The 14,388-nt window shown below is 66.6% G+C and carries 16 protein-coding genes; 7 read left to right on the top strand and 9 right to left on the bottom strand.

The features are described from left to right. Positions 1-184: 184 nt before the first annotated feature. Positions 185-877, top strand: coding sequence for an NADAR family protein (locus ACFK0J_RS24075; protein ID WP_378730932.1), 693 nt, complete (start codon positions 185-187; stop codon positions 875-877). Here the strand turns inward: ACFK0J_RS24075 and ACFK0J_RS24070 are convergent. Both ACFK0J_RS24070 and ACFK0J_RS24065 read right to left on the bottom strand, forming a co-directional pair. Continuing rightward, entirely contained in the window at positions 856-2,043 is a 1,188-nt protein-coding gene (locus ACFK0J_RS24070) for a hypothetical protein (RefSeq protein ID WP_378730930.1), read from the bottom strand. The two genes, ACFK0J_RS24075 and ACFK0J_RS24070, sit on opposite strands and share 22 nt — an antisense overlap. Positions 2,044-2,138: 95 nt before the next feature. Further along, positions 2,139-4,391 (bottom strand): serine/threonine-protein kinase, encoded by a 2,253-nt coding sequence (locus ACFK0J_RS24065; protein ID WP_378730927.1) that lies wholly within the window; start codon positions 4,389-4,391, stop codon positions 2,139-2,141. Positions 4,392-4,494: 103 nt separating this feature from the next. Here ACFK0J_RS24065 and ACFK0J_RS24060 point away from each other — a divergent pair, with 103 nt between their 5' ends. After that, positions 4,495-4,791: a hypothetical protein gene (locus ACFK0J_RS24060; RefSeq protein WP_378730925.1), complete on the top strand. Its 297-nt coding sequence runs from the start codon at positions 4,495-4,497 to the stop codon at positions 4,789-4,791. A gap of 31 nt (positions 4,792-4,822) precedes the next feature. Here the strand turns inward: ACFK0J_RS24060 and ACFK0J_RS24055 are convergent, their stop codons facing one another. Next, positions 4,823-5,404 (bottom strand): DUF2867 domain-containing protein, encoded by a 582-nt coding sequence (locus tag ACFK0J_RS24055; protein WP_378730923.1) that lies wholly within the window; start codon positions 5,402-5,404, stop codon positions 4,823-4,825. Between the two features lie 13 nt (positions 5,405-5,417). Then, entirely contained in the window at positions 5,418-5,702 is a 285-nt protein-coding gene (locus ACFK0J_RS24050; protein WP_378730921.1) for an antibiotic biosynthesis monooxygenase, read from the bottom strand. 140 nt (positions 5,703-5,842) lie between these two features. On the opposite strand from ACFK0J_RS24050, the gene ACFK0J_RS24045 reads away from it, so the two are divergent. Further along, positions 5,843-6,400, top strand: coding sequence for a TetR/AcrR family transcriptional regulator (locus tag ACFK0J_RS24045; protein ID WP_378730920.1), 558 nt, complete (start codon positions 5,843-5,845; stop codon positions 6,398-6,400). 13 nt (positions 6,401-6,413) lie between these two features. On the opposite strand, the gene ACFK0J_RS24040 is transcribed toward ACFK0J_RS24045, so the two are convergent. Then, positions 6,414-6,743 (bottom strand): hypothetical protein, encoded by a 330-nt coding sequence (locus ACFK0J_RS24040; RefSeq protein WP_378730918.1) that lies wholly within the window; start codon positions 6,741-6,743, stop codon positions 6,414-6,416. 232 nt (positions 6,744-6,975) lie between these two features. On the opposite strand from ACFK0J_RS24040, the gene ACFK0J_RS24035 reads away from it, so the two are divergent. The 3 genes from ACFK0J_RS24035 (at position 6,976) to ACFK0J_RS24025 (ending at position 9,571) form a co-directional block, all read left to right on the top strand. After that, a complete protein-coding gene (locus tag ACFK0J_RS24035) occupies positions 6,976-7,698 on the top strand; it encodes an esterase/lipase family protein (protein WP_378730916.1) in 723 nt (240 codons plus the stop codon). Between the two features lie 308 nt (positions 7,699-8,006). Next, positions 8,007-9,086, top strand: a complete 1,080-nt coding sequence (locus ACFK0J_RS24030) for a dihydrodipicolinate reductase (protein WP_378730914.1) — start codon at positions 8,007-8,009, stop codon at positions 9,084-9,086. Next, on the top strand, positions 9,083-9,571 hold the full coding sequence (locus ACFK0J_RS24025; protein WP_378730912.1) for a carboxymuconolactone decarboxylase family protein: 489 nt from the start codon (positions 9,083-9,085) through the stop codon (positions 9,569-9,571). The genes ACFK0J_RS24030 and ACFK0J_RS24025 overlap by 4 nt, the downstream gene beginning before the upstream one ends. Before the next feature lie 21 nt (positions 9,572-9,592). On the opposite strand, the gene ACFK0J_RS24020 is transcribed toward ACFK0J_RS24025, so the two are convergent. Together ACFK0J_RS24020 and ACFK0J_RS24015 are read right to left on the bottom strand one after the other, a co-directional pair. After that, positions 9,593-10,288 (bottom strand): hypothetical protein, encoded by a 696-nt coding sequence (locus ACFK0J_RS24020; RefSeq protein WP_378730910.1) that lies wholly within the window; start codon positions 10,286-10,288, stop codon positions 9,593-9,595. A 73-nt stretch (positions 10,289-10,361) separates the two neighbouring features. Continuing rightward, positions 10,362-11,927: an amino acid permease gene (locus ACFK0J_RS24015; protein ID WP_378730908.1), complete on the bottom strand. Its 1,566-nt coding sequence runs from the start codon at positions 11,925-11,927 to the stop codon at positions 10,362-10,364. A 158-nt stretch (positions 11,928-12,085) separates the two neighbouring features. On the opposite strand from ACFK0J_RS24015, the gene ACFK0J_RS24010 reads away from it, so the two are divergent. Beyond that, positions 12,086-13,459, top strand: a complete 1,374-nt coding sequence (locus ACFK0J_RS24010) for an FAD-dependent oxidoreductase (RefSeq protein ID WP_378730906.1) — start codon at positions 12,086-12,088, stop codon at positions 13,457-13,459. 3 nt (positions 13,460-13,462) lie between these two features. Here ACFK0J_RS24010 and ACFK0J_RS24005 read toward each other — a convergent pair whose 3' ends face one another. Further along, positions 13,463-13,903 (bottom strand): nitroreductase family deazaflavin-dependent oxidoreductase, encoded by a 441-nt coding sequence (locus tag ACFK0J_RS24005; protein WP_378730904.1) that lies wholly within the window; start codon positions 13,901-13,903, stop codon positions 13,463-13,465. A gap of 67 nt (positions 13,904-13,970) precedes the next feature. Further along, the gene (locus ACFK0J_RS24000; RefSeq protein ID WP_378730902.1) at positions 13,971-14,363 is read right to left on the bottom strand and encodes an ankyrin repeat domain-containing protein; all 393 of its coding nucleotides are present in this window, start codon (positions 14,361-14,363) and stop codon (positions 13,971-13,973) included. Between the last annotated feature and the right edge of the window lie 25 nt (positions 14,364-14,388).

The raw sequence follows: 14,388 nt of genomic DNA, 5'->3' as shown, positions 1-14,388 counted from the left end.
CTCCCGATCAGTGCTGTCGGGACACAGCGGCGGTGCGGTGCGCTGGCAGAGCCCAGGCCTCCGCGCGCAGCCGAATGAAATACGCGCCGACCGCGCACGCCCCGTTCATCTCTGAACCGCCCATACCCGCAAGCTACCGCAGCCCCGCACCTCCCGCCACCGCATTATTCGCCCCTGATCAGCGGTGGGCGAGCTCATCCGCGTCGAGCAGGTTCCGCCGGAGGATGGCGATCAGGTCATCCGTCCGCTGCCTCTCACCAATATTCAGCGGCAGGTGCTGGGGTCCGTAGGGCACACTCTGATCATGAGCCTGCGTTCGGTGAGCGAGCTGGTCAGGGTGACAAGTGCGGGCGAGAAGCTGGACTTCCTGTTCTTCTGGGGGCATCAGCCGGAGCGTGCCGGGCGGGTCGGGGCGAGTTGTTTGAGTCAGTGGTGGCTCGCGTCGTTCACGGTGGACGGGCACACCTTCGCATCGGCCGAGCACTACATGATGTGGGGCAAGGCCGTGCTGTTCGCAGACGCGGAGAATGCCGAACGGGTGCTTGCGGCGGAAACGCCCAAGGCAGCCAAGGAGCTCGGACGGGAGGTGCGCGGATTCGACGGGAAGGTGTGGAGCGCACACCGATACGAGATCGTGGTGCGCGGCAATGTCGCGAAGTTCGGGCAGAACGCGGAGCTACTGGAGTATCTGCTCGAGACCGGTGAGCGGGTGCTGGTGGAAGCTAGTCCGGTGGACCGGGTTTGGGGTATCGGGCTGGCGGCCGACGACCCACGGGCCGAGGATCCTGCCCGGTGGCAGGGATCGAACCTGCTGGGTTTCGCGTTGATGGAGGCACGCGCGCAACTACGCGGTGGTCAACCCGACCCGACGGCCTGATCGGCGTTGGTGGAGCGCTCTTCGTCGGCGCAGGCCCGCCAGACGCGTGCCTCGGCGTAATTGCCCTGGCGGTCGAGGAGTTCGGCGAGTCCCGCCATCGCGCGCGGTTCGCGTCGGTCCGCGGCGGCCCGCCACCACCGTTCCGCGTCCACCAGGTCGCCCCGGCGGAAGTGCACGACGCCCAGGTCGTAGGCGGCGCCCGGATGACCCGCGTCGGCGGCCTGCGCCCACAGACCACACGCCTGGTCCTCCTCGCCACGGCTGTACATCGCGACACCTAGGTCGTAGAGGGCGGTCCGATAGCTGGTGTCCGGGGCGGGCTCTTCGTCGGCCGGTGCGGCGGGTTGCCGCATGGGCCGGGTGGGCGCCGACTGGACACCAGGGCCGTACTGGGCGTCGGAGCCGAGGTAGGGCGCGGGGCCGGGCTGTTCCGATACCGGGGTCGGATGTGGCTGTGTGACACGGGAATACGCATCCAGCGGCACCGGCTGCGCGCTCGGCGCGTACCCCGGGTTCGTCTGTGCCGACTGCATGGTCGGGGGATGGGCACTGTTCTGCGTAGGCGACGGGTAGGCGCCGCTCGGATTCGTCGGCAGGTTCGGCGCCGACCGGAGCGGCGTCTCCGGGGCGGACCGCGGAACCGGCTCCGCGTGCTGCTGGACCGGCGCGGTACGCACTTCGACGACGAGGTTCGCGAAATTCGCGGGCCCCTCGCCGATGCTGCACCACAGGACGATCCGGCCGTCGGGCGTGTTCTCGATGACGATGCCGTAGTTGCCGACCCAGGACTTCTGTTCGCCGAAACTGTCGACCCAGACCGGTGTCAGGGTCACCAGGGTGCCGGGGGCGGTGCCGATGATGTCGAAGCTGATGCCGCCGACGAGGGCATCGGACCACACGTCCACCCCGGCCAGCCGGCGACCGTTGAGCGCGACGTAGCCATCGACGACCGACAGTCCCATGCCGAGACCGCGCAGTCCGGCCGGCGGTGCCGCGGACAGCAGCGTCACGGTGACCGCCGTCGGCGCGGGCCCGACCTGCTCGGTGTACATCGGGTAGACCTTGCTGCCGCGCAGCACGATCGGGTCGGCGCTCTGGTAGCGGGCGGCGAGCGGTAGGTCTTCGGGCGAATTCCGCGCAGCCCATGACGAATACGGCTCGTTCATGCAATGCCCGCCTTTCCGCCGAAAGCGTCGTGCCGTCCCTGCGCTGTTGCGGCGGGGTATACCGTACTCGCCGCAGCCGGGAAAGGCGCAGCAAATCAAGCCGAGCGGGCGACGATGCGTTCCAGCGCGGCCAGATCCTGCTCCAGCATGCGGAAGAGCCAATACCCGCCGATGAACGCGAGCGCGCTGCCCAGGCACAGCACCCGCAGGGCCACGATGACGGCCGGAATGTCCTCCGGCGGTATGAAGGTCGCGCCCGCGACACCGAGCAGCGGGACGGCGGCGGCGATGGCGAGAAAATAGGTGCTGTGCCGGTCGAGTTGCTGGAGTCGCCGCGCGTCCTGGGCGCCGAGCCCGCCGTGCCGGAGGAACATCGGATACAGCGAGCGCACCGCGTAGAAATTGACCATGAAGTACGGGTACGCCATCGCGATGGCGCCGCAGACGATCTGCGTGATGAAGAAGTGCAGGTAGGACTCGGCCGTGATGTGGTTACCGGAGACCTGCACGGAGACCGGAACCGCGACGCCCGCGATGACCCATAGCGTGAAGCAGGTGAGCACATTTCGCTTGCCGAGCAACAACGTGTCGTTGCGCGCGCGAGCCAGGGTGTCCGCGTCGTAGGACTGTCCGTTGCGCAGCCCGCGCGAAATCGACCACAGGTGGGCGACCAGCACGTTGGTGACCACGAAGCCGATCAGGAAGCACAGCCCGTAGGTGGTCAGCGCGATCTGGTCGAAGCGGTGTTGCGCCTGCTCGTCCAGCTTGTCGATGATCAGCGTCCGATTGTGGTTGTAGCTGTACCAGATCGCCAGCGCGTTCGGCACGGCGATGGCGAGCGCCATGATCGGGTGCATGAGTACCCGGGCCCGCAGCCGCCAGCTGGTCGGCGGGGGATCGACGAGGTCGCGGGCCCTGGCGTCGAGGCAGACCTCCAACTGCTGGGCCATGTCCGCGCCACGCGCCCAGCGGTTGTCCGGGTCCGGGTCGAGTGCGCGCACCAGCGCGCGCCGCAGTGCTGCCGGACAGTCCGGCGGAAGGTCTTGATACGGCAGGGCATTCGGGCCTGCCGAGCGGCGCTCCAGCATGCCGTCCAGGGCCGTGCGATCGCCGCCGGTCACCGAGTCGTCGTCGAAAGGCTTTCGGCCGGTGAGCAATTCCCACAGCACAACGGCGAGCGCGTAGAGATCGCTTCGAGTGTCGAGATCCGCGGCCGTGTTCGCCCGGTCGGGATGCACCGCCGCCAGCTGTTCGGGCGACATGTAGGCGAGCGAGCCACCGAAGTAGGCGACCGGGCTGTCTCCCGAAACATTGCCGCTGAAGCTGATATTGAAGTCGGCGAGCTTGGGAATGCCGTCCGCGGTGAGCAACACGTTCGCCGGTTTGATATCGCGGTGCAGCACACCGGCATTGCCCGCGTAGTCGAGCGCCTCGGCCAGCCGCCGCCCGAGCCAGGCGATGGTCTCCGGCCACGACAGCGCCGCCAGTTCCGCGCGCAACGGCGATTCGCTCGGCCGGATTTCCCCCTTCCCGGCCAGCACCGAGTCGATGACATCGAGCAGCAGCGTGCCGTCGCGCTGTTCCGGTGGGGTCACCCGAACCCGCTCGAGCACGGTGAACAGCGTCCCGCCCGGCACATACTGCATGTACAGCAGCCGCAACTTGCGGCTCTCCAGGACCCGCTGATCGAAGACTCGAACGATGTAGTCGTGATCCAACTGCGCCAAAGTCTGCGGCTCGGAGCCCTTGTCGCGGGAGATCTTCACCGCGACCAGTCGCTGCATCGACCGCTGCCGCGCCAGGAAGACCCGCGCGAAGGCGCCCCGCCCGAGCCCCGTCATCAGGTCGAAGTCGTCGATCTTCTGCCCCGCCTCGATATCGTCGAGCCGGACCGGTTCGACGGCCGCCATCATCGTGCTGTGATAGTCGTCCGTCGCCAGCATCTCCGAAAGTTGCTCGGCCTGCGCGGGATACGCCGCGGTGTACTCCTCGACCCGGACCGAGCTGCCCGCCCGCCGCCGGACGTGGAACTCCTCGTAGATCAGATCCGGCGGCAGCGGCCAGGTCCGCAGTTCCGGCAGGTCTGCCACGTAGTCCGCCAGCCGTTTCGGCGCCGCGCCGCGGCCCCAGCGGTTCGCCAGATCGACCTTGATCAACTCGATCAACGACACCCGCCGAATAGCGGGCGAGTCCGGCAGATAGGCCCGTAGATCCGGCGGGCCGGCCTCCTCCCGCCACGCTTCGGCAAACCGTTCGACCACCTCGGCGACCCCGGTGCCGCGCGAACCCGCGGGCGAACGGTCCGATGCGACCGTCGCCCCCGGAACCGGCGGGGCAGGGTGCGCCATCTGCGCATCGTATCGCCGCCGCCCTCGCGAAACCGGACGTTCGCTTGGAAAGTGCGGAAGCCCCAGTGCGGCAATATCTTGCGAGGTATCGTCGAATCGGTCCATGGACCCTGGGGCCGTGCACTCCTACGTCGAGGTGAGCAAGGACATGACGACCGCCGGAACCGAAAACGTGCAGCCACTCGATGACCAGGTACTGGTCCGGCCGCTCGACCAATCCACCACGGACAGCCAAGAAGGCCAGGTCATCGCCGTGGGCCCGCACGAGCCCGGCGACCTCGACGTCCAACCCGACGACATGATCCGCTACGCGAAGGACCTCGGCACACCCATCAACTACGGCAAGGACACCTTCGTCATGATCTCCCTCCGAGACGTCCTGGAAATCATCGACAAGTAGCGGCGAACGGGACACGGCCGCGCCGAAGGTGCTAGGCGGTTCGGGCTTGCCAGTCTCGTTCGACGGCGCGCATGAGGGCCGGGTAGACGAGTAGGTAGCGGAACGGCTGGATGGCGGTCATGTAGAGCTTGCCGAACAGACCGTTGGGTTTGACGAGTACGGCCATTTGGCCGCGGTAGCCGCCGGATTCGTCGGGGACCCAGCCGATGTGCATGATGGCGTGCACGGTGGTGTTGGCGATTTCGGCGGCCCATTCGTCGTGGGTCAGGAAGACCGAGTGGAAGGGTTTGCTTTCGAAGACCGGGCCGGGTGGGGCGTCGCGGAGGTCGGCGGGTAAACGGTCGCGCAGCGAGGGCACGCGGGCGGCGATGCCGGTGTCCTCCTTGTCCCAGCCGAGCAGCGCTCCGAGCTTCCACCGGATCGCGAAAAGTATCCGGTAGGCGGGGGAGGACTGGCTCGAATCCTTGCCGGACGCTATGTGGTGGACCAGACGCGAGAAGTCGTCGGGACCGCCGGGGGTGGGTAGGGCCCAGACGTCTTCGAGCTCGAAATCGCCTGCGACTTCGTGAATGCGCCAGGGGCGCGAGGTGTGCGCGGTATTCGGCAGCTTCATGTGCTCGCTCCGGCTAGACGGAAAGCAGTTTGACGATGTGGCGCGGGCGGCATTCTCGCTCGTCGAACTCGACGTCCACGTCGGCGGACGCGACGGCGGCGAACGATGCCGCGCAGGCTTCCTCGGATTCCCACTGGCCGGTCGAGATCACGGCGTCGCCCTCGGCGCTGACCCAGCAATCGACGGCCAGGCATCCCGGCGCCGACCGCATCACCTCCCTGACCTTGCGCACCCGGTCGACGAACTCCTCGAAATGGGCGGGCGCGGGGTAGTGAAAGGCCACGAAACCGACGGTCATCTTGCGCTCCTGACGCTGGCGAGGGCATCGTTGCCCTCGCAATTCGCTTACTTCCCAACGGCTTTCAAATATACGGTGCCGTATACTTCGATCGTAACGTGCGATGCGGCGGTGTCAACACCGTCGGCGATACTGAAGGTATGGTCGCCGTCACTCGCACACCACGGAGCAGTTGGATCGAGCAGGGCCTGCTGGCGCTGGCAACCGGCGGGCCCGATGCCGTCCGCATCGAGAGCCTCGCGCAAGCGCTCGGCGTCACGAAGGGCGGTTTCTATGGACACTTCGCCGACCGGAACGCGCTGCTGGACGAAATGCTGGACACCTGGGAGCGGGAAAGTACCGCGGAGGTACGTGCCCAGGTGGAACGCGAAGGCGGTGACGCGCGAACGAAGATCCGCCGCGCCGGACTGCTCACCTTCTCCAATGATCGGATGCTGCCGATCGATCTCGCGATCCGCGACTGGGCCCGTCGCGACGAAGCGGTCGCCGAACGCCTGCGCCGCGTCGACAACGACCGGATGGCCTACGCGCGCGAGCTCTTCGGCAGTCTCTATTCGGATCCGGCGGAGGTCGAAGCCCGCAGTATGCTCGCCTTCTGCCTAGCCATCGGTAATCACTTCCTCGCTGCCGACCACAACGAGCGAACCCGCCACGAAGTCGTCGTCCGCGCCGCCGATCTGCTGCTCGAATGCCCGTAAGTGCGGACGCGGCTCAGTTGTCGGCCTGGGCCCGGGGGAAGGCCCAGCGGGCGTAGGTATTTTCGGGACGTACGGTGATCACGTCGCAGGTTTCGACCAGGGGGTCGGCGGTGCCGTCCAGATGGTCGAGGCTGGGGGCAATCACCGCTTCGGCGCCACTGGTCCGGACGACGTTGAGCAGGTGCAGGATTCGGTGGTCGGTGTCCGAGCCGAGTACGACAGTGTCGACCAGGTCGTACCCGAGTCGCTTAGCGAGACTACGGATCTGAGTTTCGTCCCATGCCCGGTGCGCACCCGAAATGTCCTGCCGCAGGTACCCGAGTGCCATTGGTTTCGCCGTCATCATCATCACCACCCTTCTCGCAAGAAAACTAACGCACCACCACGCCGGAAACCACCCGCAGCGCATGCCCGAGCTCCCCAAATCTACCCTCGCCCATTTTGGAACCCTTTGCACACGGCAACGTTGGACCGTGGGGTGGGTGTCAGGGGAATAGGGGGCGGGCGGTGGGCCGCGGCGGGCGGTAAGTTCGGGGCGGCGGTTGGCGAACGTTTCTGAAGGCAGGTCGGTGTACATGCTCGTTCGGATCGTCCGGGTGATCGTGGTGATGTGTTGTGCGATAGCCGGATTCGGGGTGGGGTCGGCCGGTGCGGCTCCCGGCGGGGCGAATCCGGTATTGGTGGTCGGCGGGATCGGCACCGACGTGGGTCCATTGGAAGTCTTGCGAACGTGGCTCGGTTCGCGGGGGTATACCGCCTACTGGATGGTGCTGCGCGCCCATCCGACCGAGAACGCACCGTTCGGCAGCGCGCCGATCGCGGAGTCCGCCCAGGCGGTGGCCGAGCGGGTAGCGGCGATTCGGCGGCAGACCGGTGCGGAGCGGGTCGATCTGGTCGGGCATTCCATGGGCGGACTCGCCCAGCGTCACTACGTCAAGTTCCTCGGCGGTCTCGAGCAGGTCGGTACCTATGTCGACGTCGGGACGCCTGAGCTGGGGATCGTGCTCGCCTTGGAGTGCGCCGACCGGTATCCGGGGTGCCGTGATCTGCTGCCGTGGTCGGCATTCATCCGCGATCTCAATGCCCCGCCCGCGATCCCGCCGGGACTTCCCGCGTACCACCTGTACACCGAAATCGCGTTCGAGAACGTTCCGTTGCCGGGTGCGACCAACGCCAGTGTCCAATCGTTCTGCGCCGGACGACGCGTTGCCCATGGCGACCAACTCGTCGACGGCGCGGTGCAACAACTGATCGACTCCGCATTGCGGGGTGGGCCGCTGGCGACCACCTGTCCCTAGCCTGGTCAGACGTCGCGCCGACGAGGCGATTTGCCATTGTCGACGATGAAACGCCACGTCGTTGGCGCGTCGCCGTGAATCGGGCGACTCGGGAGCGGCTGGCAGATTTATCTGTAACCGACGGTTACAGATAACTTTGGGAGGGCTCTGCGGAGGAAAGACGGTCGCGGATCGAATCACGCGGCACCGGAGATGTTGACAGCGTACCCGGTGCCGGAATCAGGCGCTACCGCGACCCGGCAAACCGAGCGCTGAGCAGGTTCGCGATAACCAGGTCGACCCGACCAAGCGCTTGTTACGCTCGCCGCATGATCTCCACGGTGGTCTGGGGCACCGGCAATGTCGGCCGGGCGGCCATCAGCGCCGTCGAGGCACACCCGGCACTGAAACTCACGAACGTGCTCGTGCGCAACCCGGACAAGGTGGGGCGCGACGCCGGTGAGCTGAGCGGCCTCGACCACCACCTCGGAGTCGCCGCCACCGATGACATCGACGCGGTGCTGGCATCTGGTCCGCGCGCGGTTGTGTACGCCGCGTCCGGTGACATCCGCCCCGACGACGCACTCGCCGATATCGTGCGGGCGATCCGGGCCGGTGCGGTGGTCGTCACGCCCGCGCTGTACGCGCTCTACGACCCGCGCAACGCACCGGCGGAGGTCCGCGGCCCGGTGCTGGCCGCGATCGCGGACGGCGGCGGTTCCCTCTTCGTCTCCGGCGTCGACCCCGGCTGGGGCAATGATGTGCTGCCACTGTTGATCAGCGGCCTCGGCGGCACCGTGGACGTGATCCGCTGCCAGGAGATCTTCGACTACTCCAGCTACGACCAGCCGGACTCGGTCCGCTACCTCGTCGGCATGGGCCAGCCGATGGAGTATCAACCACCCATGCTCGCGCCGACCGTGCCGACCATGGTGTGGGGCGGGCAGATCCGACTGATGGCGCGTGCGCTCGGCGTCGAACTCGAGGAGATCCGGGAGACCCTGGATCGACGGCCGCTCGACGCCACCATCACCACCCGGTCGATGGGCGAGTTCACCGCGGGCACCCAGGGCGCGGTGCGGTTCGAGGTGCAGGGCATCGTCGCGGGGGAACCGCGCATCATCGTCGAACATGTCACCCGCATCCATCCGTCCTGTGCGCCGGATTGGCCCGCGCCCGCCGACGGCGACGGTGCGCATCGGGTGATCATCGAGGGTCGCCCGCGCATCGAGGTCACCGTCGCGGCGACGGACGAGAACGGCAACCGCGCCGCGGGCGGAAACGCCACTGCCGTAGGCCGTTTGGTAAGTGCCATCGATTGGCTGGCCGCGGCCGAGCCCGGACTCTACGACGCACTCGATATTCCGCTGCGTCCGGCAGTCGGCAAACTCGGAAGGAAAAACCCATGATCATCGACATCCCCGAGGGCAAGGACCCGATCGGTTACGTCTGGGGCGAGATGGTGCCGGGCATCGGCGTTGCCGCCGCCCAGTTCTCGATGTCGGTGTATGCGCACAGCACCCTCGGGTTACGCGAATTCGAAGCCGCCCGCCTGCGCATCGCGCAGATCAACGGCTGCCTCTTCTGTCAGGATTGGCGCACCGAACGTGACGGCGTCAAGGTCGAACCCGAATTCGCGGACGCCGTCACCGAGTGGCGCAGCACCGAATCCTTCGACGAACGCACCAGGCTCGCCGCCGAATACGCCGAGCGCTACGCCCTGGACCACCACAGTATCGATGATGAGTTCTGGACCAGGATGCTGGCCGAATACTCCCAGGTCGAAGTCGTGGAACTGAGCATGAGCATCGGCTCCTGGCTGGCCTTCGGTCGACTCAATCGCGTCCTCGGCCTCGACACCGCCTGTGTGCTGCCAGGACATCCGGCCGCGTAGTCGAACGGCCAGCGGAGAACGCTAACGTTTCGGCACCCAGGCGGGTTGCCCGTCGACAAGTCCTGTCTCGAACAACTCCGGCGCGTCCAGGACGGCGCGCAGCAGGTCGTGTGCCTCTACTGCCGACAGCGAGGTGGGGTAGCGGATGTAATCGAGGGTCGCGGTGATTTCGGCCTGGAATCGGTGGCTGAATTCGATGTCGCCGACACAGGTGAGGGCGATGCGGCCGTGCCAGTCGATGTCGTGCCTGCCGTCCGGCCGGCGAGTGAAGAACACCTCCTGGTCGGCGACGGAATCGTGGCCGAGTAGATAGATATTGAAGGCCAGATATTCGAGTTGATCGATATCGAGGAGGGGCAGCGGATCGGCCGTCAGACGTTGCGGCGTCAACGTTTTCAATTGAAATGGATTTCCGGGTGTGGCGGCGAGAAATCCGGTGCCGTCGTCCTCGCCCCAGTAGGTGGAGGACAACGTGCAGGCGCCGTAGTTCCGCCACACCTCCGGCGAGGACCAATCATCGGCCTCCGCAGCGCCTTTCGTGGCCGTTTCGGCGACATATTCCGCCGACCGCAGGTGCAGATCGAACCATAAATTGCCGTTCTCGTCGATCCGCCCGGTCCACGCGAACTCCTCGATCGCGTGCCCGGCCGGCCACGGGTTTCCCGGAAACACAATCCGCCCGACGGCCGGATCGTGCTCCGGGTCGATCCTTTCCATGCCGACGAACCTAGCGACCGACACCGACAAACCCCGCATCCGCCGTCGTTTCGGTTCCGATAATGCTGTCCACTCAGGCTTTGACCGTCGTCTCGTCGCCCGACGCACCGGCATCCGGCGCGTCCTCGACGGTGCGTTTCGGTCCGGTGAACCAGGTGCGGGCCGAAACCAGCCACCAGATGCCGATGGCGCCGACCACGCCGACCAACGCGATCGGTGCGTAGTTGACCGTATTCCAGGTGAACTCGCTGTTCCATGGGTAGCCGCGGTCGTCCATCGGGAGGGTGAACAACAAGCTGATCAGCACGATCCACAGCAGCGCGACCACGCCGACCGGGCGATACCAGCGCCCGAGTTGCCAAGGGCCGGTCTGGAACCGGGAGCCGTGCACCTGGCGCAGCAGGATCGGGATGCCGTAGGCGATGTAGAGGCCGATGGTGGCCACCGAGGTGGCGGCCGCGTAGGCGGTGGGTGCGTTCGCGGCGGGCACCAGCATGGACGGAATCAGCAGCACGAACGCGAAGAACGAGATGAACAGCACCGCGTTGACCGGCACCTTTCGCGCCGAAAGTTTCGACCAGAGCGCCGATCCCGGCACCGCGCCGTCGCGTGAGAACGCGAACAGCATGCGCGAGGCCGAGGTGACCGAGGCGTACCCGCAGAACAATTGCGCGGTCGCCGCGATGATCAGCAGCAGCCCGGACCAGAACGAATTCAGCGAATTCTCCAGGATGTAGATCACCGGGTAGCCGCTGTTCTTCGTCGGATCGAGCGCGTCGTCCAGATTCGGGATCGCGAAGGTCACCGCCATGATGAGCAGATATCCGGCGATCGCCGACGCCACGATGGTGTTGATGATGCCCTTCGCCGCCATCCGTGCGGCGTCGTGGGTTTCCTCGGACATGTGCGCCGACGCGTCGTACCCGGTGAACGTGTACTGCGCGTGCAACAGCCCGAGCAGGAAGCTGAAGGCCACGCCGCCGAATCCGACCGCGCTGTTGTCGACGGTTTCGGTGAACACGAACCCGACGCTCTGATGCTGGTTCGCACCGAAGGTCAGCACGAGCACGAATATCGCGACGCCGCCGACATGCCACCAGGCGGAAATATTATTGATCACCGCGGAAAGGTGCGGCCCGATCGCGTTCAGCACGGCGTGCAACACCAGGATCACCAGGAAAACCAGGAAGATCGCGGTCCGGTCGGTGCCGATCTCGATGCCGATCACGTTCAGCACCACGGTGGTGAAGATCGCCGCTCCGTAATCGATGGCCGCGGTCACCGCGATCTGGCCGATCAGATTGAACCACCCGGTGAACCAACCCCAGACCGGCCCGCCGAGCTGGGACGCCCACCAGTACAGCCCGCCGGAGGTGGGGTACGCGGACGCCAATTCCGCCATCGCCATGCCGACGAACAGCACCATGAGCGAGACCAGCGGCCAGCCCCAGGCCATGGTGATCGGGCCGCCGTTGGCCAAACCGATTCCGTAACTGGCCAATCCGCCGGTCAGGATGGAGACGATGGTGAAGCTGATGGCGAAGTTCGAGAAGCCGGACCAGGATCGGGCCAATTCTTGTTTATAGCCGAGTTCGGCGAGCCGACGTTCGTCGTCGGACGGGGACGGTCGTTCACTCATGTACTGCTCCCGGGTGTAAACACTGCCCTCACACAGCGTTTGCCAGAAGATCAGTGTGGAGTAAACCCGAGTCAACCGCACGGCAACCAGGAATACCGTGGCAAATCGCTGCGACCCCCGCCGGACGGGTTGGGGTGCGTCGCCGTAGCGTGGGGCATATGAGCGAGCGACTGGTTGTCATCGGTGGTGACGCGGCCGGGATGTCGGCGGCTTCGCAGGCACGAAGGCTGAAGGACGCGAGCGAACTGGCGATCGTGGTCTTCGAACGCAGTCGGTTCACCTCGTACTCCGCCTGCGGAATCCCGTACTGGGTCGGCGGCGATGTGACCGAGCGCGATGCGCTGATCGCCCGCACGCCCGCGGAGCACCGATCCCGCGATATCGACCTGCGGTTGCGCACCGAGGTGACCGAGATCGACGTCGCGGGTGGCCGGGTGCGCGCCCGAGATCTCGAGTCCGGCGCCGAATCATGGACCGGCTACGACAAACTCGTGATCGCCACCGGCGCCCGGCCGATCCGCCCACCGCTGCCCGGCATCGACGCGACCGGTGTGCACGGCGTGCAGACCCTCGACGACGGCCAGGCTCTCATCGATACGCTCGAGCACACCGAGGGCAAGCGCGCGGTCGTGGTCGGTGCGGGCTATATCGGTGTCGAGATGGCCGAGGCGCTGATCCAGCGCGGCTACGACGTCACGATGGTTCATCGTGGCCCGCAGCCGATGTCGACGATGGATCCGGACATGGGCGCGCTGGTCCGAGATGCCATGTGCGGCATGGGTATCAAGGTCTTCGGCAATGCCGAGGTGACCGAGCTCCGCACCGACGAGCAGGGCCGGGTCAGCGCGGTGGTCACCGACGGTGCCGAATATCCCGCGGATGTGGTGGTGCTCGGCATCGGGGTGCGCCCGGACACGGAATTGGCGCGCGCCGCGGGCTTGCCGCTGGGGGAGTCCGGCGGACTGCTGACCGATCTGGCCATGCGGGTGCGCGGCTACGAAAACATCTGGGCCGGTGGGGATTGCGTCGAGGTGCTCGATCTGGTGTCCGGTCGCGAACGCCATATCGCCCTCGGTACCCATGCCAACAAGCACGGCCAGATCATCGGCGCGAATGTCGGTGGCGAGTACGCGACCTTTCCCGGCGTCGTCGGGACCGCGGTGAGCAAGGTCTGCGACCTGGAGGTCGCGCGAACCGGCCTGCGGGAGAAGGACGCTCGCGCCTCGGGGTTGCAATTCGTCGCCGTCACCATCGAATCCACCAGCCGCGCAGGCTATTACCCCGACGCCGCGACGATGACGGTGAAGATGCTCGCCGAACGGCACACCGGGCGCCTGCTCGGCGTGCAGATCGTCGGCCGCGAGGGCGCGGGCAAGCGCGTCGACATCGCCGCCGTCGCACTCACCGCGCACCTGACGGTCGACCAGATGACCACCCTCGATCTCGGCTACGCGCCACCGTTTTCCCCGGTCTGGGATCCCGTGCTGGTGGCCGCCCGCAAGGCGGTCACCGCGGTGCGCGAGCGCCGGTAGCGCTCAGGCCGCTTCCCGGTACACCGCGAGGACCGGGATCACCCGCGACGTCTTGGCCTGGTACTCCCCGAAACCCGGCATGATCTCGACCATCCGGGCGTACAGCGCGTCGCGTTCGGCGCCGGACACCTCCTCGGCTTTCGCCGAGTACCGCTCGGTGCCGATTTCGACGGTGAGCTCGGGGTTGGCCCGGAGATTGTGGTACCAGGCCGGGTGCTTGTCGGCGCCGCCGTTGGAGGCGATGAGCACGATTCGGTCGCCGTCGGGCAGATAGACCAGCGGACTGGTGATCCGGCGGCCCGACTTGGCGCCGGTGGTCGTGATCAGCACCATGGCCGCGCCTTCGAACATGCCGCCGACCTTGCCCGCGTTGGCGCGGAACTCGTCGATCACCTGCTCGTTGAAGCTTTTTCGGTCGAAGTCGGGGCTGTTGGGATCGGTCACGTCGTTGCCTCCGGTGGTCGGTTTTCATCCGGGTAACCACGGAGCGAGTGACGAAATTCCTGCGCGCTCAGTAGTCGGCGAACAGCGCGAGCAGGTCGGCTTTGCCGAACATGACGGCGGCGTCGCGGGCCGACGGAGTGCCCGCGTCCGGGTCGGCGCCGCACTCGACGAGCATTCGCGCGATCTCGGTCTCACCCTTGAAAACCGCACCGGCCAATGGGGTTTGCCCCTTGTCGTTGGCGCGGTTCGGGTCGGCGTCCCGGTCGAGCAGCGCCGCGACGGCATCGCGGTGACCGTGGTAGGTGGCGAGCATGAGGAGCGTGTCGCCGGCGTCGTTGGTGAGATCCGCGGGGACACCGGCATCCAGATAGGTGGCCAGCGCGGCGGCGTCACCCTGGCGGGCGAAATCGAACACCTTGGTGGCCAGCTCGATGAGTTCCGGATCTATGTCAGCGCTCATTCGCCCATTCCTACCATTCCCCGGT

Origin of the sequence: Nocardia brasiliensis (genome assembly GCF_042691675.1) — a bacterium.
GTDB lineage: Bacteria > Actinomycetota > Actinomycetes > Mycobacteriales > Mycobacteriaceae > Nocardia > Nocardia brasiliensis_D.
The sequence above is the reverse complement of the archived record's forward strand: the minus strand, read 5'-3'. Positions and strand labels throughout refer to the sequence as shown.

Excerpts from the sequence above, each read along its gene's own strand:
- ACFK0J_RS24065 (WP_378730927.1), bottom strand. The coding sequence starts at position 4,391 with ATGGCGCACCCTGCCCCGCCGGTTCCGGGGGCGACGGTCGCATCGGAC.
- ACFK0J_RS24055 (WP_378730923.1), bottom strand. The coding sequence starts at position 5,404 with ATGAAGCTGCCGAATACCGCGCACACCTCGCGCCCCTGGCGCATTCAC.
- ACFK0J_RS24050 (WP_378730921.1), bottom strand. The coding sequence starts at position 5,702 with ATGACCGTCGGTTTCGTGGCCTTTCACTACCCCGCGCCCGCCCATTTC.
- ACFK0J_RS24060 (WP_378730925.1), top strand. The coding sequence starts at position 4,495 with ATGGACCCTGGGGCCGTGCACTCCTACGTCGAGGTGAGCAAGGACATG.
- ACFK0J_RS24015 (WP_378730908.1), bottom strand. The coding sequence starts at position 11,927 with ATGAGTGAACGACCGTCCCCGTCCGACGACGAACGTCGGCTCGCCGAA.
- ACFK0J_RS24020 (WP_378730910.1), bottom strand. The coding sequence starts at position 10,288 with ATGGAAAGGATCGACCCGGAGCACGATCCGGCCGTCGGGCGGATTGTG.
- ACFK0J_RS24070 (WP_378730930.1), bottom strand. The coding sequence starts at position 2,043 with ATGAACGAGCCGTATTCGTCATGGGCTGCGCGGAATTCGCCCGAAGAC.
- ACFK0J_RS24010 (WP_378730906.1), top strand. The coding sequence starts at position 12,086 with ATGAGCGAGCGACTGGTTGTCATCGGTGGTGACGCGGCCGGGATGTCG.
- ACFK0J_RS24000 (WP_378730902.1), bottom strand. The coding sequence starts at position 14,363 with ATGAGCGCTGACATAGATCCGGAACTCATCGAGCTGGCCACCAAGGTG.
- ACFK0J_RS24025 (WP_378730912.1), top strand. The coding sequence starts at position 9,083 with ATGATCATCGACATCCCCGAGGGCAAGGACCCGATCGGTTACGTCTGG.
- ACFK0J_RS24035 (WP_378730916.1), top strand. The coding sequence starts at position 6,976 with ATGCTCGTTCGGATCGTCCGGGTGATCGTGGTGATGTGTTGTGCGATA.
- ACFK0J_RS24045 (WP_378730920.1), top strand. The coding sequence starts at position 5,843 with ATGGTCGCCGTCACTCGCACACCACGGAGCAGTTGGATCGAGCAGGGC.
- ACFK0J_RS24040 (WP_378730918.1), bottom strand. The coding sequence starts at position 6,743 with ATGACGGCGAAACCAATGGCACTCGGGTACCTGCGGCAGGACATTTCG.
- ACFK0J_RS24030 (WP_378730914.1), top strand. The coding sequence starts at position 8,007 with ATGATCTCCACGGTGGTCTGGGGCACCGGCAATGTCGGCCGGGCGGCC.